Annotated in this window: 15 protein-coding genes and 1 riboswitch; of the genes, 4 read left to right on the top strand and 11 right to left on the bottom strand. The window is 51.4% G+C overall.

The genetic code is table 11. From position 1 onward, the window contains the following. Positions 1 to 28: 28 nt before the first annotated feature. On the bottom strand, positions 29 to 1,435 hold the full coding sequence (locus tag PGX44_RS01805; protein ID WP_498854023.1) for a sodium:solute symporter family protein: 1,407 nt from the start codon (positions 1,433 to 1,435) through the stop codon (positions 29 to 31). A gap of 189 nt (positions 1,436 to 1,624) precedes the next feature. Between PGX44_RS01805 and PGX44_RS01800 the strand changes: the two genes are divergently transcribed. Further along, positions 1,625 to 2,980, top strand: a complete 1,356-nt coding sequence (locus PGX44_RS01800; protein ID WP_498854022.1) for an SGNH/GDSL hydrolase family protein — start codon at positions 1,625 to 1,627, stop codon at positions 2,978 to 2,980. Positions 2,981 to 3,030: 50 nt separating this feature from the next. Here the strand turns inward: PGX44_RS01800 and PGX44_RS01795 are convergent, their stop codons facing one another. After that, positions 3,031 to 4,398, bottom strand: coding sequence for a sodium-dependent transporter (locus tag PGX44_RS01795; protein WP_498854021.1), 1,368 nt, complete (start codon positions 4,396 to 4,398; stop codon positions 3,031 to 3,033). 332 nt (positions 4,399 to 4,730) lie between these two features. Here PGX44_RS01795 and PGX44_RS01790 point away from each other — a divergent pair, with 332 nt between their 5' ends. Continuing rightward, positions 4,731 to 6,074, top strand: coding sequence for a nucleobase:cation symporter-2 family protein (locus tag PGX44_RS01790; protein ID WP_498854020.1), 1,344 nt, complete (start codon positions 4,731 to 4,733; stop codon positions 6,072 to 6,074). 104 nt (positions 6,075 to 6,178) lie between these two features. Here PGX44_RS01790 and PGX44_RS01785 read toward each other — a convergent pair whose 3' ends face one another. Beyond that, positions 6,179 to 7,339, bottom strand: a complete 1,161-nt coding sequence (locus PGX44_RS01785) for a pyridoxal phosphate-dependent aminotransferase (RefSeq protein ID WP_498854019.1) — start codon at positions 7,337 to 7,339, stop codon at positions 6,179 to 6,181. 47 nt (positions 7,340 to 7,386) lie between these two features. Then, positions 7,387 to 8,847 carry an alanine/glycine:cation symporter family protein gene (locus PGX44_RS01780; protein WP_498854018.1) on the bottom strand — a complete coding sequence of 487 codons (1,461 nt, stop codon included), beginning with the start codon at positions 8,845 to 8,847 and terminating at the stop codon, positions 7,387 to 7,389. 565 nt (positions 8,848 to 9,412) lie between these two features. Between PGX44_RS01780 and PGX44_RS01775 the strand changes: the two genes are divergently transcribed. Further along, positions 9,413 to 10,318, top strand: coding sequence for a LysR family transcriptional regulator (locus PGX44_RS01775; protein WP_498854017.1), 906 nt, complete (start codon positions 9,413 to 9,415; stop codon positions 10,316 to 10,318). Positions 10,319 to 10,511: 193 nt separating this feature from the next. On the opposite strand, the gene mgtA is transcribed toward PGX44_RS01775, so the two are convergent. Further along, on the bottom strand, positions 10,512 to 13,262 hold the full coding sequence (gene mgtA, locus PGX44_RS01770) for a magnesium-translocating P-type ATPase (protein WP_498854016.1): 2,751 nt from the start codon (positions 13,260 to 13,262) through the stop codon (positions 10,512 to 10,514). Between the two features lie 226 nt (positions 13,263 to 13,488). After that, a riboswitch (M-box (ykoK) riboswitch) is annotated at positions 13,489 to 13,644 on the bottom strand. A 228-nt stretch (positions 13,645 to 13,872) separates the two neighbouring features. Between mgtA and PGX44_RS01765 the strand changes: the two genes are divergently transcribed. Further along, positions 13,873 to 15,120, top strand: a complete 1,248-nt coding sequence (locus PGX44_RS01765; protein ID WP_498854015.1) for a M20 metallopeptidase family protein — start codon at positions 13,873 to 13,875, stop codon at positions 15,118 to 15,120. A 182-nt stretch (positions 15,121 to 15,302) separates the two neighbouring features. Here the strand turns inward: PGX44_RS01765 and PGX44_RS01760 are convergent, their stop codons facing one another. The 6 genes from PGX44_RS01760 to PGX44_RS01735 form a co-directional block, all read right to left on the bottom strand. Next, the gene (locus tag PGX44_RS01760; protein ID WP_498854014.1) at positions 15,303 to 16,766 is read right to left on the bottom strand and encodes a sodium:solute symporter family protein; all 1,464 of its coding nucleotides are present in this window, start codon (positions 16,764 to 16,766) and stop codon (positions 15,303 to 15,305) included. Between the two features lie 24 nt (positions 16,767 to 16,790). Then, positions 16,791 to 17,030: a DUF3311 domain-containing protein gene (locus tag PGX44_RS01755; protein WP_186502969.1), complete on the bottom strand. Its 240-nt coding sequence runs from the start codon at positions 17,028 to 17,030 to the stop codon at positions 16,791 to 16,793. Between the two features lie 367 nt (positions 17,031 to 17,397). Continuing rightward, a complete protein-coding gene (locus PGX44_RS01750; RefSeq protein ID WP_498854013.1) occupies positions 17,398 to 17,667 on the bottom strand; it encodes a DUF1294 domain-containing protein in 270 nt (89 codons plus the stop codon). Next, positions 17,664 to 18,287, bottom strand: a complete 624-nt coding sequence (locus tag PGX44_RS01745; protein ID WP_498854012.1) for a flavodoxin — start codon at positions 18,285 to 18,287, stop codon at positions 17,664 to 17,666. The genes PGX44_RS01750 and PGX44_RS01745 overlap by 4 nt, the downstream gene beginning before the upstream one ends. 15 nt (positions 18,288 to 18,302) lie before the next feature. Next, the gene (locus PGX44_RS01740) at positions 18,303 to 18,716 is read right to left on the bottom strand and encodes an ACT domain-containing protein (RefSeq protein WP_186502963.1); all 414 of its coding nucleotides are present in this window, start codon (positions 18,714 to 18,716) and stop codon (positions 18,303 to 18,305) included. A 21-nt stretch (positions 18,717 to 18,737) separates the two neighbouring features. Next, on the bottom strand, positions 18,738 to 19,778 hold the full coding sequence (locus tag PGX44_RS01735) for a 3-deoxy-7-phosphoheptulonate synthase (RefSeq protein WP_498854011.1): 1,041 nt from the start codon (positions 19,776 to 19,778) through the stop codon (positions 18,738 to 18,740). Between the last annotated feature and the right edge of the window lie 38 nt (positions 19,779 to 19,816).

The raw sequence follows: 19,816 nt of genomic DNA, 5'->3' as shown, positions 1-19,816 counted from the left end.
TTTGTCGCTATAAAGTACTACGCACACACTATTCACGCCGTTCCTGTACGAGAAGCGGCTGCTTTTGCCAGCGAAGTCCCGGTACGAGGAGGGCCAGGCTCACCAAGAGGCCGGCAAAAAGCGGATCAAAGGGCAACGGAATGACTGTAGACGCGAGCATGGCTGCCACCGTACTGCCCAGCATAGAAATGACGACCCACACGGCCTTCACGTGACCCGGCCAAAAGACAGCCAGCGTCAGGGGCAGGAAAATACCGCCACCGCGCAGGCCCATAGAGAGATAATTCCAAAAGAGAACTTCCGTATCCTGGTTGACAATAGCGATACCGCAGGCGACGACCATGACACCGAGGACACTGGCCCGGGTCAGGCGCAGCAGCTTTTTATCCTCCCGGATGCCCAATAGCGGCGACAGGATGTCGTGCGACACCATCGTGCCAATACCCAGTGACAGGCCGCCAATGGAGCCGATGAGGCTGAGCATAATGCCGCCTAAGGCGACGCCGGCGACGAGGACCGGCTGATGCTCCGTCAGATATAAGGGCAGGACCAGTACCGGCAGCGATTGGGGCGCAAAATAGTGCATATACATGCCGATGCTGACAGAAGGCAGGCCTACGGGAATGACGATCAACGCCGCGACAAAACAGCCCAGGGAAGCCACGGCCGGTTTCGCTGCCGAAAAGACAGCCTGAATGTAGGTCTGCGTACAGAAAACACCGACGATGAGGGCCAAGAGATTTGCCAAGGCCGTACTGCCGCCCTGGCCAAAGAGGTTAAAGGCAGACGCAGGAAAGCTGACGCCTAAGGTAGGCAGCGACCAGAGGCTGTAAGCCGCCGAGCCGCCGGCAATAGCGAGAGAAATCCAAATAATCGCCATCTTCAGGATACCGCCCACGCCGGCACTCTTCATACCACCGAAAAAGGTGTAGCCTGCCACGAGCAGGATCAGGACGAGGGCTGCCTGCCAGGCAGAAATACGAAAGAGGGCGGCGATGATTTCAATACCGGGGATACAGCTGGCAACGGCACTGAAGAGGATCCCTACGGAGGAAATGATACCGGCCGCTTCTTCAGCCCGTTTGCCGTAATGAAGGGACAAATATTGGGGAATCGTCGTCAAATTCGTGCGCCGCAGACGCTTGGCGTAAAAAAGCCCCATGAGACAAAAGGCCAGGCCGGCACCCAAGGTAAACCACCATGCCGAAAGGCCAAAGGAAAAGGCAAACTGCGCCGTGCCCACAGTAGAGCCGCCGCCAACTACGGTACCGGCAATGGAGCCGGCAACGAGCCAGGGACCGGCTGAACGGCCGTTGAGGCTGTACGAATCAGCCGAGCGGACAGACCGGCCCACATAAAAACCGGTGCCGATGACCAGTGCCACAGTAGCCAATAAAATTAAAATATGCCAGACCGATAAATGCAGCGCCGCCATAGTGCGTATCATCTCCGTTTTTTGCGTATTGGAAGCTTACATTTTTCTCATTATACGCCTCTTTGCCTGCTGAAGCCAGTATCCGTTCCATATGGCAAAAGGGGCCCCTTGAAATTCAGGACACTTTTCTCTAGAATACAAGAAGAAGTACCGTCTATCTATTTTTTCACGAAAAAGAAAGAGGCCTTTATGTCTATAAACCGTACGCTTTTACTTTTACTTTCTGCCCTCTGCCTGACCACCACAGCAACAGCCGCCCAGCCGGTCCAGGCACCTCTCTCAGAAAAACCCGCCGCAGCAGCGGCTATACGGGAAATTCCCCTTGACGAGGTCCGGGAAATCTACGACCACGAACCGCCGCAAATTCTTTCCCATTACACGGCAGAAAACCCGGCCTCCCTGCACCCGACGCTGCGCTGGGACAAGGTCCTAGGCGCCGTATCCTATGAAATCGAAATAGACGTCCCCAACGCCACACCGATCCATGACGCGCATATCTTCGTCGCCGGCTATAACGCAGCCCTGCCGGCCAACACGCCTAAAGGCGACGTTACCTGGCGCGTGCGGGCCCTCAATTTCGACAATCAGCCTATGACAGCCTATTCGCCGGCAGAAACGATGTACGTCGACCCGGCCGTGCAGACGCCTTTATATCCGGAACCGCTGAGCCACTTCAATACAGGCAACGGTACAACCCTCCTCTACCCGGTCTACAACTGGGTACCCATACACAACGCTGCGACGTATGACGTAGAAATCCTCACCGATGCCAATGTCCGGCCGGACGAACCGGCAGCAGACAGCCAGGTCATGGGGCGCGGCGTGTCCCATTGGTTCGACTGGTATGACGACAGTCCCCGCATATCTACGCAGCTGCTCTATTGGCGCGTCCGGGCCCTAGACAAGAATGGCCAGCCGCTCGGTGTTTTCTGCCCGCCCCAGCCTATGAGCATCAATCCTGACAAACCTTATACGGTCGGCACCCTGGGCGACAGCATCAGCCACGGTGGCGGCGACTTATCCTATTCCCCGTCAGACTGGGAATACAGCTACCAATATTACCTGGATTTCGATACGATCAACCTCTCTGACAGCGGTGACACGAGCCAAATGACACTGGACCGTTTCAACCGGGATGTCCTGCCCTTCCATTTGCGCTATCTCATCATCATGACCGGCAGCAACAGCCTGCGCGGCTGGACCAGTGCCGACGAGGTCATCAGCAATCTGGCAAGCATCGAAGAAAAGTGCCGGGAAAATGGCATCCAGCCGGTTTTCCTGACCTTGCCGCCCTTGAACCCGGAAAACATTAAGCGCGCCTTCAACGAGCCTACAGCTGAAAACTGGCGGGAACGCTTCCAAAAGGTCAACGAATGGATCCGCCAGCAACCCCATATTGACCTGGCTACAAAAATACCGGAAGACCACGACCTCCCTTACGAGCTGGGCATCGATGGCATTCACTTAAACAGCCGGGGCAAACAGCTCATGGCTGAAGCGATTAATGAACAGTGGGCCAGTGTCACCGGCCAGGCACAGCCGTAAAAAAAAGAGATATTGCCAAGGAACACATCCAGGCAATATCTCTTTTTCTATTAGATCAAACCGCGTACGATGATGACGGCAATGAGGACAGGCAGGACATATTTGAAATACGGCCGTACCCAGGCAGGCATTTTCAGGCCATCACCCGTGTTTACTTCTTTCAAATAGCCATCAAAGCCCCAGCCGTATTTCCACGAGCAGAAGAGGGCAAAGATGAGGGCAAAGATGAGGGAACCAATGGGCAGAATCAGGTTGCTGACAATAAAGTCTTCACTATCGAGGATGCCCCGGTCACCGATGAGCGTCACGTCCTGCCAAAGGTTGAAGCCCAGGACGCACGGCAGGCTGCAGAAGAAGATAGCCGGCAACAGGATATAGACGGCTTTCTTACGGCTCCAGCCAAAGTTATCCATGCACGTGCAAATGAGGTTTTCAAAGACAGCCGTAACGGTAGAAAAGCTGGCAAAGGTCATGAATACGAAGAAGAGTACGCCCCAGAACTGGCCCCACGACATGTTGATGAAAATATTCGGCAAGGTAATAAAGATCAGGGACGGACCGGCATCGGGCTCTACGCCAAAGGCAAAACAAGCCGGGAAAATAATCATCCCTGCCATAATAGCCACGAACGTATCGAGGGCAACGATGCGCATGGATTCCCCGGTCAGGCCGTTATTCTTGGACATGTAGCTGGCGAAGATTTCCATAGAGCCCATGCCCAGAGAAAAGGTAAAGAAAGCCTGGTTCATCGCCGCCGTAGCCACATTGCCGAGGCCTGCTTCGATGGCTCTATCCCAATCAGGCATGAGGTAGAAGGAAAGGCCGGCGCTGCTCCCGGGCAAGAGGACACTGTTGATGGCCAAGATGACAATAAGGCCCAGGAGGCCGATCATCATGACCTTGGTCACGCCTTCCAGGCGTTCTTCGACACCGCCAAAACAGATGAAAAAGCCGGCCAGAACGGTAATACCCATGAAGACCGTCAATTCCAGCGGATTGGCAATCATGGCATCAAAGGTCTGGGCGACGACTTCCGGCGTTGCCCCGGCAAAAGAATTCGTCAAAAACTTATAGAAATAATCGAGCATCCAGCCCGAAATGGTCGTGTAATAAATCATGAGGACAAAGCAACCCAAAAGGCTGGCCCAGCCGTGCAGATGCCACGGCGTTCCCGGCTTTTCCAGCTTGCGGAAGCCGAGGAGCACGCTTTTACCACTGGCCCGGCCAACGGCCAGTTCCATGGTCATAACGGGAATGCCCATCAGTACCAAAAAGGCTAAATAAAAAAGGACAAACACAGCGCCACCGTATTGTCCTGTAATATACGGAAACTTCCATACATTGCCAATACCAATGGCGCACCCGGCACTAACCAAAATAAACCCTAGTCTTGATTTAAAACTATCACGACTTTCCATAGTGCACCTTCTTTCCGAAAAAGGAATCCTATAAAAACATAAAAACATTAGTGAATATGTTTATCATACTAGTTTTATCCCAGCGTGCCAACAGGAAACGCTCTTTTTTAATCTAATTTTAATAAACACGTGTTCCTTCTGCAAGATTATATTTATTCGTTTTATGTAATCATCGTTCCCATAGCAGGAACGGCATTCTTTTTATCCAGCTAATCCATCAAGAAACAGAGCCTGGTCAAAAAAAAGTTGTTATTGCCCGGAAATATGCTATAATTTAACAATGTTTCAAGAATCTTATCACTTTCCTTCATTCCCAATCCTGAGGTGAAACCATGGACTCTCTCACACCAACTCCTTCTGTGCATCCTGTAGACGAAATATTGCCTGTCAGCAAGCTCTTCGCCTATGGCTTACAGCACGTCCTGGCCATGTATTCCGGTGCCGTTGCCGTACCGATTATTTTGGCCCAGGCCCTCAATTTGCCGGCTGAACGGCTGATTCACCTGATCAACGCCGACTTATTCACCTGTGGTATTGCCACACTTATTCAAACCCTCGGTTTCTGGAAAGTCGGTGCCCGTATTCCTATGATCCAGGGCGTTACCTTCGCCGCCGTCACACCGATGTGCCTCATCGGTGTCCAGCACGGCCTGCCGGCTATGTACGGCGCGATTATTGCCGCCGGCCTGGTGACGTTCCTCGTGGCGCCCTTCTTCAGCCGCTTTATCCGCCTCTTCCCGCCTGTCGTTACAGGCACGATCATTACCATCATCGGTATTACCCTCTTGCCGGTTTCCGTCGTCTGGATTGGTGGTGGCGGCAGTCCTCAGTCTCCGGACTTTGCCGGACCGATGAACCTCTTCCTGGCCTTCATCACCTTGGCCATCGTCCTCGTGCTCTACCGCTGCGGCAAAGGCTTTATCAGCAATATTGCCGTACTCATCGGCCTCATTGGCGGCACGATTGTAGCGACCATCCTCGGCCAGGCTCATTTTGCCGAAGTCACACGGGCCAACTGGTTTGACATCGTCACGCCTTTTTCCTTCGGCTTGCCTGTCTTTGATATCGGCTCGGTCCTCTCCATGGTCATCGTCATGTTCGTCACCATGGTAGAAACGACGGGCGACTGCATTGCAATCGGCGAAATCGTCGATAAGCCCATTGGCCGCAAGGAACTGGCCCGCTGCCTCCGCGCAGACGGCCTGTCTACCTGCATTGGTGGCATTTTCAACAGCTTTCCCTACACGGCCTTTGCCCAGAACGTAGGCCTCATCGCCTTAACGCGCATTAAGAGCCGTTTCGTCGTCACCGCTTCGGGCCTGATTCTCATCTGCCTGGGCCTGTTGCCTAAAATGGCCGCCATCGTTGCCTGCATTCCTAACTCCGTTCTCGGCGGCGCCGGCATTGCCATGTTCGGCATGATCATCGCCAGTGGTGTCCGGGCCCTTTCTAAGGTAAACTTCGAAGGCAATTACAACCTCATGCTCGTCGCCATCAGCATCGGCGTCAGCATGATTACCCTGACCGTACCGAATTTCTTCCACGCCTTTCCGTCGTGGTCCCAGATTGTCCTGCACAGCGGCATTACCCTGGGCAGTATTACCGCCGTTGTCCTGAACCTCATCTTCAACGGCCTGAGCAAAAAGGAAAAAACAGAAGACACAAATAATGCCTGATACGGCACACAAAAAGGACGTTTCCTCAAAAGGGGAAACGTCCTTTTTGTGTGGTTAAGGCATATACTTAAACGCGTTCGTCTCTCTGGCAAGGAGGTGGGCCGTCAAAGAGAACGGATAAACGACTGGATACGCAATAAACCTTCGCGGATTTTTTCTTCACTCGTCGCATAGGACAGGCGGATAAAGCCTTCACCGTTGCTGCCAAAGCCCGTGCCCGGCACGGCTACGACGTGTTGTTCTTCTAAGAGCCGGTTGCAGAATTCTTCTGACGAAAGGCCTGTTTTCGTAATATTAGGGAATACGTAGAAGGCACCTAAAGGTTCCCGGCACGTAATTTTTCCATCCATCATGGTGTTCAGGCCGTTTAAGATCAGAGCCCGTCTTTCCTTATACTTCTTGAGCATGTCTGCTACCGGCTGCTGATCACCCGTAATGGCTGCCAAAGCGGCCAGCTGTACCGGTTCGAAGACACAGGAAACAGCCGATTCCTGCATTTTGATCATGCCGGCAATGACGTCCTTGTTGCCTACGGCGTAGCCAATGCGCCAGCCCGTCATGGCATAGGTTTTCGAAAAGCCATCGACGATAATGGCCCGGTCCTTCATGCCCGGCATTTCTGCCAGAGAAACAAAGGCATCGTCCGAATAGAGCAGACGGTGGTACATTTCGTCTGTAATGACGTACAGGTCATGGTCTACAGCTACTTTGGCAATTCCTTCCAGGTTTTCCCGCGTCGCCAGGGCACCTGTCGGGTTAGACGGGAAATTCATGAGAATCGCCTTGGTCTTCGGCGTAATGGCCTTTTCCAGGTCTTCCGGATCGAACATGAAATCGTTCTTTTCAGCCACGTCTACCAAGACAGGTTTCGCATACATTTCCGATACGAGGCCAGCATAATTAGCCCAATAGGGGTTAGAAATGATGACTTCATCATCTGGATCTAACAAGGTCAGTGCCGACAGGAGCAGCGCTTCTGTACCGCCAACGGTAATGATGACATTGTCCCGCGTGTACGGCATGCCGCGCTTTACGTACGAGTCGGCAATGGCATCGCGCAAGGCCGGAATACCGGCGTTCGGTGTATAAAAAGTCTTCCCTTCCTTTAAGGCTTCAATAGCTGCATCAATAATGTGCGGCGGCGTCACAAAATCCGGTTCCCCCAAAGCAAAACTGATAACATTATCCATACCGTACGATTTGCCTACCATGCGGCGGATAGCTGATCCCTTTACGTTGCTAATTCTTTTTGCTAATTCCTTCATTCTCAATCGCCTCTTCATAAGAATTATGATTAACGGAACAGATACTATTATTTATTTTCTTCTGCTTCCGCTTTTAACGCCACTTCATCGCGCCAGATACCCAGGCGGGCTACACAATCGGCTGCCGATGCATCCCACTTGCCATCCTTTAAGCGTTGCTTGTAGTCGTCGACGAGGAGTTTTACCTTGCCGCTCAAGAGGAAGATGACGATGAGGTTGCAAATGACGCACGTGCCATAGAAGAAATCGAAACTCGACCACAGTGTCTTAGCAGCGCCGATAGCACCGACGATAGCCCAGGCACAGCCTACAGCGTAATAAATCTTGATCCAAATGCCTTCAACACCAAGAGCGTTCAAGCAGATGCCGCCGTAGTAAATGTTGACGACGCACGTCGTAAAGGCGAAGAAGGAAATGATAACAGAAATAAAGATGGCTGCTGCCGTTTCACTGCCAAAGGCAGCGGCAAAGCCGGCTGTCGTCAACGCAGAACCGGAAACCCCCGTATCCCAGAGGCCGGATGTCATGACGACCATAGCCGTCATGGTGCAAACGACGATCGTATCGAAGAATACTTCGAAAATACCCCAGAGACCCTGTTTTACCGGGTGGTTAACAGACGAAGACGAATGAACCAGCGGTGCTGTCCCTGTACCGGCTTCGTTCGAATAAATACCGCGGGCCAGGCCCCAGCGGACTGCCAGCATGACTGTGCCGCCGGCAAAGCCGCCTTCAGCAGCAGCGCCTGTAAAAGCATCCTTGAAGATCAAGGCAAAGGCATGGGGAACCATGTCGATGTTGACGATGATAACGAAGAGACCACCGATGATATAAATGATAGCCATGAAAGGAACGACGAGATTGGCGAAGTTCGATACGCTCTTCAAGCCGCCCAGGAGTACAGCTGCCATGAGGACGGCAACGGTAATGCCGACGATGTACGGATTGACGGCAAAGGCCGTATTGATAGCGTTGGAGATTTCTGCTGCCTGAATGGACGGAGCAAACATCATGCCGGCCGCCATGGTAACAGCCCAGATAACAGAGAGCCAGCGCCAGTTTTTACCCAGGCCGTGTTTGACGTACCACGGGAAACCGCCGTGCCAAACACCGGATACCGGGTCTTTTTCACGATAGGCCAGGCCGAGGGTTACTTCGGAGAATTTAACGATCAAGCCGAGCATGGCAATGAACCACATCCAGAAGACAGCACCGGGACCACCTGTAGCAATAGCTACAGAAACGCCGGCAATGTTGCCAACGCCCAAGGTCGAGGCCAAGGCCGTACAGGCTGCCTTAAAGGGGTTGATATTACCTTCCCCTGAACCTTTGTCAAAGATTTTGCCAAAGGTATTCTTCATAACGTGACCAAAATAGGCAAACTGGAAGAAACCAAGACGGGCAGACAGGAATACGGCGACAAACGACGTACCGATCAATAAGGGCCAACCCCAAACAAAGTCTGCGTATGCCATCATGCCCTTAGCAATTAAGCCAAAAAACTCCATACAACTACACCTCCACAAATATACAATTTTCAAAAAAAGATTTCGTGCACACGTCCTTTAAAATAGAAATAAACCTATCTACGTACATATAATATTAAACTTTCGTTACACCGGTGTTTACTTTCTTTTATTGTAGCGAATAATTACATACCTGTAAAATTCAAGTTTACGTTTTTATATATTCATTCAAGTCAATATATAAATTCTTTTAAGTAATGCTTAAAACAGGTTTTAAATTTTTTTGTCCCAATTACAAAAAGAAAACCTCTTTCCTTTATCTATATATTTATTGAATTTTATATTCATTAACATAAATACTAATGTATTATTCATTTTTTCAGCTAAATTTTAAAAATCAACCAGTTAATTACTTTTATATATTCATAAGTTTAATATTTTGCATGGTTGAATTCGATGTTATATAATATGGATAAAAGGCCATATTATTTTTTTGTTTCATTTTATTTTTTATATTTTTTATTCCATTTTATTAGATATATATACTATTATCTTTTCTCTATCGGTAATCTAGTGAATATATCCACGTGATAAAGGGGCCCTGGCTGTGACAGACTTAGAAATTGAAACGTTTTTGACGATTTGCTGGCATAAGAGTATCTCCAAGGCGGCCGAGTCCCTGCATATTACCCAGTCTTCCTTGAGTACGCGCCTGAAAAAGCTGGAAGAAAATGTGGGCTGCCAGCTCTTTTTCCGCCGCAATGGCACGCGGACCCTGGAATTGACACCGGAAGGGGTACAATTCTATCAGTATGCCTGCCAGTATCGCGACGTTACGCATAATATGCTCTCAATCCGCCAAAAGAAGGAGCCGGAAGAGCTGCGCATTACTGTCGTTAACAGCGTAGGCATGTACCTCTTCCCACCTGTATACGAGCAGTTCTTGCGCCAATACCCTATGTACCGCCTAGAAATAGAAGAAGCCGACAATGCACCGGCCTTTGCCAATAAAAAACTGACAGACAACCTCATGGATATCATGTTTCACAGCGACGTCCAAATGGAAAGCTCCCTTTCTATTTTTCCCGTCTTCAGTGAGCCCATGGTCATCATCTGCTCTGTAAATTCCAGCTATACAGATCCGGTCTCACAAAACCAGCTGCTGCCCAATCGGGAAATCTCCGCCAAATGGAGCGATTCCATGCAGGAATGGCACCAAAAAACCTTTGGCCAGGCCGAACAGCCTCTGGCCAAGCTGACCACCATGAGCAACTTCCAAATGTTTACGTCCTTAGAGAACTGCTGGGCCATCGTGCCCTTGAGTGCAGCTGAAGAAATTGCTGACAATACCCATATCCGCATCTGCCAGACACGCTTTAAAATCCCCAAACGGCTTGTGTATTGTGTCGTCAGACAGGCAGCCTACAAACAGCAGAGCGTCCAGAATTTTTTAGCCTGCCTGCACCAGGAATTAGAAAAAAAATCGACAGACCAATTAGACCTGCTCTTTTAGAAGGCACCGAAAAAGAGGTACTTCACCACAGTGGCGAAGTACCTCTTTTGTATCGCTAGCTCAGGCCTTGGAAAGGACCTTCCAGCATAAGACCTGCATGACGCAGACCAGTGCAGCAATGGCCCCCAGGCCAATCCAGAAAATGGGATCAATAAGAAGCATAGCAGTTCTCCTTTCTATAAACAGGCCGTTCCTAAAGGAGGGAGCCATAATGACGGATGTAGGCTTTCTTGACACTCGTCGCCAAGAGCATGTAGAGAATGACGACGACGGCGAGGAAGTAGAAATACGGTCCCGGCAGGGCGACGAAACCCAAATCCCGGGCAATGGGTGTAAAGGGCAGTGCCGTCAGGACAGCAATGCCGGCGCAGGTGAGCGTCGTCAGCGTAGCCGACGCATGGCTCTGCAGGAAGGGGATCTTCGGCGTGCGGATCATGTGGATGACCAGTGTCTGGGTCCACATAGATTCGACGAACCAGCCCGCCTGGAACATGGCTTCATAGGCATCACGGACACTGAGGCCGGCCATGGGGCCGCTGGTAATCATGGCCGTCGTGGCAATCTGATGGTACGTCAGGCCATCGGATACGAAGTACGGGCAAATAACAAAATAAAGGACGAGGTACGTAATCCAGTCGAAAACGGAGCTCGTCGGTCCCAGCCAGATCATGAAGCTGCCAATAGTCGACGCATCCCAGTTGCGCGGTACCTTGAGGTAATCTTCATCGACGTTATCCCAGGGGATGGCAATGCAGGAAATTTCATAAACCAGGTTGAGGATAATGAGCTGCAGGCTCATCATGGGCAAAAACGGCAGGAGAACGCTGGCGGCAAGGACGGAAAACATGTTACCAAAGTTAGACGATGCCGTCATCTTGATGTATTTGATCATATTGGCGTAGGTCTTGCGGCCTTCGATAATGCCCTGTTCGAGAACCATGAGGCTCTTTTCCAGGAGGATGATGTCGGCCGATTCCTTAGCAATATCGACGGCGCTGTCGACGGAAATACCGATATCGGCGAGCTTTAAGGCCGGTGCATCGTTGATGCCGTCGCCCATGAAGCCCACCGTGTGGCCGGCTGCCTGCAGGGCTGTGACGACGCGGGCTTTCTGGTCCGGCGATAACTTGGCGAAGACTGTCGTCCGTTCGGCTTCTTTTTGGAGCGTTTCGTCATCCATGTTTTCAAGATCACTGCCTAAGAGGATGTGGTCTACAGGAAGACCGACCTGGCGGCAAATGCAGCGCGTCGTCTTTTCGTTATCCCCTGTGAGGACCTTGGTGACGACGCCGTGGTCCTTCAGGGCGGCAATAGCCGTAATGGCCGTATCCTTAGGCGGATCGAGGAAGGCCAGGTAGCCCATGAAGATCATGTCCCCTTCGTCCTTGACGCCAAAGGCGCCAACCGGTGCAGGATTGTTCTTGCGGGCTAAGGCGATGACGCGCATGCCTTCGTCGTTAAGCTTATCTGCTACGGACAGGATTTGCCGGCGCAGGTCGTCCGTAAGGGGCACGTCGTCGCTGCCCTGTTCGGCATAGGTGCAAATAGCGAGCATTTCTTCTACGGCCCCTTTGGTGATCATGCGCGTGCTGCCAGAGCGGTCACGCACGAGGACCGACAGGCGGCGCCGCGAGAAATCAAAGGGGATTTCATCGACCTTGGTATACGTTTCAGACAAATCGACGAGGCGCGGGTCTTCTGTTTCTTCCCGTTCCGTCCGGGCGATGACGGCACGGTCCATAAAGTTTTTGTAGCCCGTCTGGAAATAGCTGTTCAAATAGGCATAGCGCAATACGCGCTGGCTCGGCTGGCCAAACGCGTTGAGGTGGTATTCGAGAGCCACCCGGTCCTGCGTCAGGGTACCTGTCTTATCCGTGCAAAGGACATCCATGGCACCAAAGCTCTGAATGGAGTTGAGGCTCTTGACGACAGTCTTCTTTTCCGACATGGAAACGGCGCCCTTAGCCAGACAGGTCGTGACAATCATAGGCAGCATTTCCGGCGTCAGGCCGACGGCTACGGAAATAGCGAAGAGGAAGGCAGCAATCCAGTTGCCCTTGGTGAGGCCATTGATGATGAAGACGAAGGGCACCATGGCCAGCATGAAGCGGATGAGGATCCACGACACGGAGTTGACGCCCTTCGTAAAGTTTGTTTCCGGTGCTTCCTGGGCCATAGAGCTGGCCAGGCTGCCAAAGAGGGTGCGGTCGCCATTGCGCAGGACTACGGCCGTAGCGGAGCCGCTGATGACGTTCGTCCCCATAAAAGCCAGGTTCGTCAGTTCCGTTACGGCTTCATGACCGGCTGCGACAGACGGCACCTTTTCCTGGGGCGCGCTTTCACCGGTCAGGGAGGCCTGGCTGACGAAGAGATCCTTCGCTTCTATAATGCGCACGTCTGCCGGTACCATATCTCCTGCTGAAAGAAAGACGAGATCGCCGACGGCGACATCCTGCAAGGGGATTTCCTTCTTCCCTTCGCCCTTGCGGATGACCGTGCAGGTCGTCGTAATCAGTTCCAGGAGCTTAGCTGCCGCATCACCACTGCGCGTTTCCTGTACAAAGCGCAGTGTCCCCGAAAGGATAACCAACACGGAAATAATGATGACCGTAGCCGGATTGTAGTCGTCCATATTGTGCTGCATAATCGGGATGATCATATCCGTCACGACAGAAACAGCCGCCAGGAAGACGAGGATGATCGTAAAGGGATTGACGAAGGCTTCCGTCAGACGGCGGCCTATGGACTTTTTCTTTTCCCGTGTGACCTGGTTTTCGCCGTTCGTTTCCCGGCTCTGTGCTGCTTCTGCTTCGCTCAGGCCGTCTGGGGACGTGCCCAGCTGCCGCAGCAGGTCCGTTACGGTAAGAGCTGCTTCTGCCTGGAGGGCTGCCTGTGTAGCAGCCGCTGCAGCTTGTGCTTTCTTATCCATGACTTTCTTTTTCATTTCTTTTTCTCCTTAATCAAAAACCACTAAGGAGGTATTCCGGTCAGTGCCGGTTTCCCGTACGAAGCATGGTACCAGACCAGGCTGCGGTTACGGTTACCCTATGTGACGGACTGCCCCCATCAGAACTATCCATTATCTGATACCATCCTTTCCTTGAGAGATCGGCACAAAAAACGCCGTCCGGACAGAGCCCGGACGGCGTAGATATACATCGTATGTCTGCTATGACCGCCGTACGAGCTTTGGCTCTAGAGGGCGGTGTAACTGCGTTATGTTGTACCTTAGTCGATACAACCTGTTCAAACCGGCGCGGGATGTCTCCATCCTGTTGCGGCAGCAGTCCATATCCCTGTAGTAGCCTCACCTACCGGAGTTGTTCTTTTGCAGGACTTAGTATAGGCGCAAAAGAGAGGATTGTCAAACACTTTTACATCATTTTTACAAAAGGACCTGCTGCAGGCCTGTCTGATAGTTAAAATTTTTAACATAATTTTTACTTTTTCCTTTACTTCATTCGTCTAAGTGTTATAATTACCTTGTATTATAGGAAAAATATAATACATGTCAATAGAAATAACCACACTCACCAGGGGGAGGATTGATCACCATGATCGATGTACAAGCATTAGTAGACAAACACTATGATGAACTGGTTGCTTTGCGTCGCTATTTCCACGAAAATCCGGAATTATCCAACGTGGAAGACGAAACCTGCGATTATATCCAGAAGAAGCTGGAAGAATACGGCCTGCGCACAGAAGTCGTACCGCACGGCGGCGTTTTTGGGTTTATCGAAAACGGACCGGGCAAAACAGTACTCCTGCGAACCGATATTGACGCCCTGCCCATACAGGAAGCAGACACCAACCTGAGCCAAAAGCGGGCCTGCGTTTCAAAAAAACCCGGTGTCATGCACGCCTGCGGCCACGATGGCCACATGGCTATGGTCCTGACAGAAGCCAAGGTCTTACAGGAAATCAAAGACCAGTGGTCCGGCCGGGTCATCGTCATGTTCGAACGGGCTGAAGAAGGCTCTGATGCAACACAGCACCTCATGCCCTACCTGGTCAAACAGCACATCGACTACTGCTACGGCACGCACGTACGCTGGGATATTCCGGCCGGCAAAATAGGTGTCGTCCACGGTGCTGCTATGGCCGGCGGCTTTGCCTTCCAGATCAAGATCAAAGGCCACGGCGGTCACGGCTCGCGTCCTGATTTGTCCCAGAGCCCCATTGATTGCTTCCACGCCTTTTACGGCAACCTCCAGGCCTGGCGCATGCGGCAGATTAATCCGTCGGAATGCCTGACCATTTCCATCGGTACCGTCCAGGCCGGCTCGGTATACAATGTCATTCCTAACGAGCTCTTCTTCGGCGGTTCGTCCCGCTTCTTCAGCTACGAAAAGGCTGGCAAGAAGGCCTTTGAAGATCTGACGAAGATGCTGCAGAACGAATGCGACACCTACGGCTGCACCTACGAAATCGTACGCATGAAACAGCCCCTGCTCGAAGTACGCAACAACGACGTGTGCGTAGACTACGCTGAAAAGGCTATCGAAAAATACATGGGCAAAGATCATCTCTACCCCGTTGAAGCCTGGATGGCTTCGGAAACCTTCGGTCTGACACTGTCCCTCTTCCCGGGCGTCTTTACCTTTACGGGGATTCAGAACCTGGAAAAGGGCTGTGGCGGCAACCATCATACGCCGCAATTTGATATAGACGAAGAAGGCCTGCGCGCCGGCGCCGCTGCCGGTGTAGGCTATACACTGGAGCTCTTAAAAGACCAGCCCCACATCGACTTCACACAAAACACGGAAGATCCCGTCCAGTTAGGTTTGCGCGGCATGTAATGCACACTAGCCAACGGGCTATACAAAAGTAAAAAGCTGTGCCAAGAAGGATTGCTCTTCATTGGCACAGCTTTATTTTATATTCTCCAGCCCAGGTACTACACCATAAAAAAATGGATTTCTAACCATACAGGTCAGAAATCCATTTTATCGTGCTGCGCAGGTCGCAGCACATATGAAGCTTAGATCATCTTGGTCTTGCCCGATTTGCTGAGCAAGCTGACGATAACAAAGACGAGAGCGTTCATGCAAAGGGCAAAGAAGCCGGCATTAACATGGAAGGCGCCCAAGGGGAACGGATCCATCTTGCTCAGGATGAGCAGGAATACGAGAGCTTCACCAACAACGAGGCCGCATACGGCACCGAGCTTGCTGGCTTTCTTCCAGAACAGGCCCAAGACGATGGTCGGGAAGAACTGCGTAACACCGGAATACCCCGTAAGGAGCAGGTTAACCAGGAGGTTCGCATGGAAAATGGAAAGATACAAAGCAATCGCCGTCAGAACCAGAATCAGGTAGCGGGCAATATTCTTCATATGTTCCGGCGAAATATTTTCGTCATTGTGGCGGAAGCCTTTGACGTAAATGTTACGGGAAATCAATAAGGATGTCGAAAGGAGCAAATCGGCAGCCGGAATCATACAGGCGAGGGCACCGGCACCGCCGAGGATCCCTAATACCCACGTCGGGAAAGTATCCCGTACGAGGAAGAGGAAGGCCATATCAGCCTGCGGCAAAGGATTGCTGGCGTAGTAAATAACAGCTGTAAAGCCAACGAGCATGGGGAAAATCAAGGCCAGCTGGGCAAAGGGTAAGAAAATAGCGTTATGACGCGGTACATCCGGGTCTTTGGCGCTAAAGGTATTCGTCGAAAAATGAGGCCACATATAGAAGCCAAAGGCCGTCAAGAGGATAGTCGACATGCCCCAGGTAACGTCCAGATTCTGCGTACCGCCAGGGAAGGTCAGGAACCCCGGTTTTGCCGCTTCAATGGTCGTGAACATTTCCGTAAAACCGCCATAATAATGGTACGGCAGATAAATACCGAAGCCGAGCATGGCTGCAATCATGCACACGTCTTTAAATACAGCCGTAGAAGCAACGCCTTTGAGGCCGCTCAGGAACACGAAGAGAGCTACCATGACGAAGGCAATGAGCATAGCCGTAACACGGCCGATAGCACCTAAGGAAGCTACTTCTACGATGAGGCCCAGGGCTGTCAGCTGCAGCTGCAGATACGGCAAGAGGAAGGCCACGCCAATACAGGAAAGAAAAATGCCGAGAGGACGGCTGTCATAGAGGTATTCGACCATATCAGCCTGCGTAACCAGTTTATGTCTGTGACCTAAAGCGCAAACCCGCGGCAATACATGGTAGCCAACGAGATAAGCCAGACCGCCATAAGCCAGGATGTAGAACGTCGGGCCGCCACGGGCATAGGCCCAACCGCTGGCACCGAGGAAAGCAAAGGCCGTGTATACTTCGCCGCACATAATGAACCAGTTCAACCAGCGGCCAAAATTACGGCCACCGACGGCCCAGTTTTCAGCACTCATCTTACGGTCTTTCAGACCCGGGATGGCGCCCAAAATAGAAATACCTATAATAAAGGCAAATAAAATAATTAAAGGACCGAAATTATCCATGTACTTCACTTCCTTTCTATACGCTTACCGTATATCTTCCTTTTTTACAGACGGATCCATATATAAGTGATCCTTCGTGGCGATACCGCCAGGACGATGGTCTATTTTCCACAAAAAATGCAGCGCTGCTACGGCAACGAGAATCCCAAAGAGTTCCCAAAAGGCTACAAAAGGCAAGCCCAAGATAAAGGGATGTGAGATATTCACGAAGGGCAGACAGATAACAGACCAGATAAAAGGTATAGCTGTAAGTAAAACTCGCATTTCCTTCACTTCCTTTCTAAGAAGTACATCACACGGGGTATGTGAAAGGCCCAGTCGGAACTATCCATGACAGCTCAAACCGGGCCTCATTACCCAATGTTTTGTTATTCATATATTCTAAATCATTTGGACTCATTTTGTCAATAATTTTTACTATATTTTTAAAATTCGTAAACATATGAAATTATCATATTAAGTTTCAAACATTATTAACGTTTATTCCGTATATTAATGTATAATCGTTATTTGTTATTTTAATTTGCAATATTACATTCCAAAAAGTTTTTAATTTCCATATCAAAAAAGCTGTCTGCAAGGCAAATTCTTGCAGACAGCGCATATATAGCGGTTCTATTGTTCCTAATTTTTATTTTCCCCAAAGGTACAGGCAGGCCAGCTGCAATACAAGCAGGGCCGGTACGCCCAGTTTAAATTTCAAGTGCTGCGTTTTGTGACGAAATACCTGCATGGCGACTAAGGCGCCGGCACTGCCGCCAACGGCGGCCAGCAACAGGAGTGTTGCTTCGGAAACGCGCCATTTATGGTGTCTGGCCTTATATTTATCCAGGCCATAGATGGCAAAGGTCACCAGGTTGAGTACGCCCCACAGGCCCAGCATCAGTGTCATTTCTATCATAGGAGTAACCCGTTCCGTTTCAGCCACGGTTTCAAATGGCAAAGGCGGTTCAGCATTTGTCCGTCCTGTACGTCTGCTTCAGGGGCGCTCAGGCGCAGGTCTTCTACACTGTCTTCCATCGTACCACCGCCACTGGTAGCAAAGGGACAAATGACCTTGCCGTCTAAATGGTGGCTTTCCAAAAACGTGCGCACAGCCATGGGCACTGTGCCCCACCAAAGGGGATAGCCCAAGAGCAGGATGTCGTAATCAGCCGGGACGGCAGCAAAGGGCTGCAGGTCCGGCCGCTGGCGCTGGATTTTTTCTTCCTGCGCCCGGTTGGTCGTTCCTTTGTAATCATCGGGATAGGTCCGGGCTATTCTGATTTCGGCAATATCGCCGCCGGCCAGATCGTGCACGCGAAAGGCCGTCTTGCGCGTATTGCCGCCCCAGGAAAAGTAGACCGTCAGGACCTTTTTGCCGCACGTGCCGACGGGGTTACCGACCTGGTCCGACTGGACTGGCAGAGCTTCCCGGCGATGGCGCGACATGTGCAGCAAGCCAATGAGAAATTCGCGAAAATAATAAATCGAACTGAGAATCACAAGAATTGCCAACAAGATGGCATAGATGGTTTCCATAAAATAACTCCTTGCTTAGAAACGGTCGAGCAGGTGATAGCCCTTGCCCCGCAAAAAGGTCTCCGTTTCCGGTTCGTCCGTCTTGATGACGGCAATCGGCGACGCACTGGTACGGTCAAAGGAAATGTAACAATACTTGATAAAGACGTTGGCCTGGTGGAGGCTGTTTAAAATCCGATCCAGCGTCCCCGGTTCATCTGAGGCCATGTCTACGGCCAGGACGCGGTCAATACGGCATTGGTAGCCGGCTGCCGTCAATTTATCCTGTGCCTTTTCTGCGTCGTCCACGATGAGGCGGACAATGCCAAATTCTGCACTATCACTGGCAATCATCGTAAAAATATTAATACCCGCCTGGGCCAGTACATTTGTAACCTGGCTCAAGGCGCCGTTCGTATTCGCCGTAAAAAGTGAAACCTGTTTCAGCATACATACCCCTCCTGCTATTTTCTACATTTCGACACGGTCAGCCAGCTCCAAGAGCAAGGCTTCCGTCTTTTCCCAGCCCAGACAGGGATCGGTAATGGACTTGCCGAAGACGCCGCCGCTCACATCCTGGCTGCCGTCTTCCAAATAACTTTCGATCATTAGTCCCTTGACCATGCGGCGGATATCTCCGTTCATATGGCGGCTGTAGAGGACATCGTTGGCAATGCGGATCTGTTCCAAATACTTCTTGCCCGAATTGGCATGATTGACGTCGACAATGACCGCCGGGTTGGCCAGGTCACGCTGGCCATAGGCCTCAAAGAGGCGCTGCAGGTCTTCGTAATGGTAATTGGGCAGGCTTTTGCCAAACTGGTCGACGTAACCGCGCAGGATGGCATGAGCCAGGGGATTGCCCTTGGTCCGCACTTCCCAGCCGCGGAAAAGGAATTGCTGTTCATGCTGCGCCGCAGCAATGGAATTGAGCATGACCGAAATATCACCGGACGTAGGATTTTTCATGCCTACAGGAATACCGACGCCGCTGGCAATCATGCGGTGCAGCTGGTCTTCGACCGAACGGGCACCGATGGCGGCATACGAAAGGAGATCCGACAAATAGCGGTGGATTTCCGGGTAAAGGATTTCTTCGGCACAGGTAAAGCCCGTTTCGGCAATGACCCGTACGTGCATGTCCCGGATTGCCAAAATACCGGCCAGCATATCTTCCCGTCCCTCCGGATCGGGCTGGTGGAGCATGCCCTTGTAGCCCACACCGATGGTACGGGGCTTATTCGTGTAGACCCGCGGGATAATATAAAGCGTGTCTTTTACCTCTTCCTGTACCCGTGCCAGGCGCCGCGCATATTCGAGGACAGCCGCTTCATTATCAGCCGAACAGGGACCGATGATAAGCAAAAAGTGCCCATCTTCCCCCGTCAGGATACGCCGTATTTCCTGGTCCCGCCGCTGCTTGATCTCATACACAGCAGACGGCACCGGGTGATCTTCCCGCAGCTCCTGCGGTGACGGCAATTTACGGATAAATTCCATTTCCAGTTCCATGTAGCCACCCCCATGATTATATATTTCCCCTATTATAT

The sequence above is a fragment of the Caecibacter sp. AF58-12pH5A genome (assembly GCF_027681725.1).
GTDB lineage: Bacteria > Bacillota > Negativicutes > Veillonellales > Megasphaeraceae > Megasphaera > Megasphaera hominis.
The sequence above is the reverse complement of the archived record's forward strand: the minus strand, read 5'-3'. Positions and strand labels throughout refer to the sequence as shown.

Excerpts from the sequence above, each read along its gene's own strand:
- PGX44_RS01755 (WP_186502969.1), bottom strand. The coding sequence starts at position 17,030 with ATGCGAGTTTTACTTACAGCTATACCTTTTATCTGGTCTGTTATCTGT.
- PGX44_RS01805 (WP_498854023.1), bottom strand. The coding sequence starts at position 1,435 with ATGGCGGCGCTGCATTTATCGGTCTGGCATATTTTAATTTTATTGGCT.
- PGX44_RS01800 (WP_498854022.1), top strand. The coding sequence starts at position 1,625 with ATGTCTATAAACCGTACGCTTTTACTTTTACTTTCTGCCCTCTGCCTG.
- PGX44_RS01790 (WP_498854020.1), top strand. The coding sequence starts at position 4,731 with ATGGACTCTCTCACACCAACTCCTTCTGTGCATCCTGTAGACGAAATA.
- mgtA (WP_498854016.1), bottom strand. The coding sequence starts at position 13,262 with ATGAAAAAGAAAGTCATGGATAAGAAAGCACAAGCTGCAGCGGCTGCT.
- PGX44_RS01765 (WP_498854015.1), top strand. The coding sequence starts at position 13,873 with ATGATCGATGTACAAGCATTAGTAGACAAACACTATGATGAACTGGTT.
- PGX44_RS01795 (WP_498854021.1), bottom strand. The coding sequence starts at position 4,398 with ATGGAAAGTCGTGATAGTTTTAAATCAAGACTAGGGTTTATTTTGGTT.
- PGX44_RS01780 (WP_498854018.1), bottom strand. The coding sequence starts at position 8,847 with ATGGAGTTTTTTGGCTTAATTGCTAAGGGCATGATGGCATACGCAGAC.
- PGX44_RS01745 (WP_498854012.1), bottom strand. The coding sequence starts at position 18,287 with ATGGAAACCATCTATGCCATCTTGTTGGCAATTCTTGTGATTCTCAGT.
- PGX44_RS01740 (WP_186502963.1), bottom strand. The coding sequence starts at position 18,716 with ATGCTGAAACAGGTTTCACTTTTTACGGCGAATACGAACGGCGCCTTG.
- PGX44_RS01760 (WP_498854014.1), bottom strand. The coding sequence starts at position 16,766 with ATGGATAATTTCGGTCCTTTAATTATTTTATTTGCCTTTATTATAGGT.
- PGX44_RS01785 (WP_498854019.1), bottom strand. The coding sequence starts at position 7,339 with ATGAAGGAATTAGCAAAAAGAATTAGCAACGTAAAGGGATCAGCTATC.
- PGX44_RS01750 (WP_498854013.1), bottom strand. The coding sequence starts at position 17,667 with ATGATAGAAATGACACTGATGCTGGGCCTGTGGGGCGTACTCAACCTG.
- PGX44_RS01735 (WP_498854011.1), bottom strand. The coding sequence starts at position 19,778 with ATGGAACTGGAAATGGAATTTATCCGTAAATTGCCGTCACCGCAGGAG.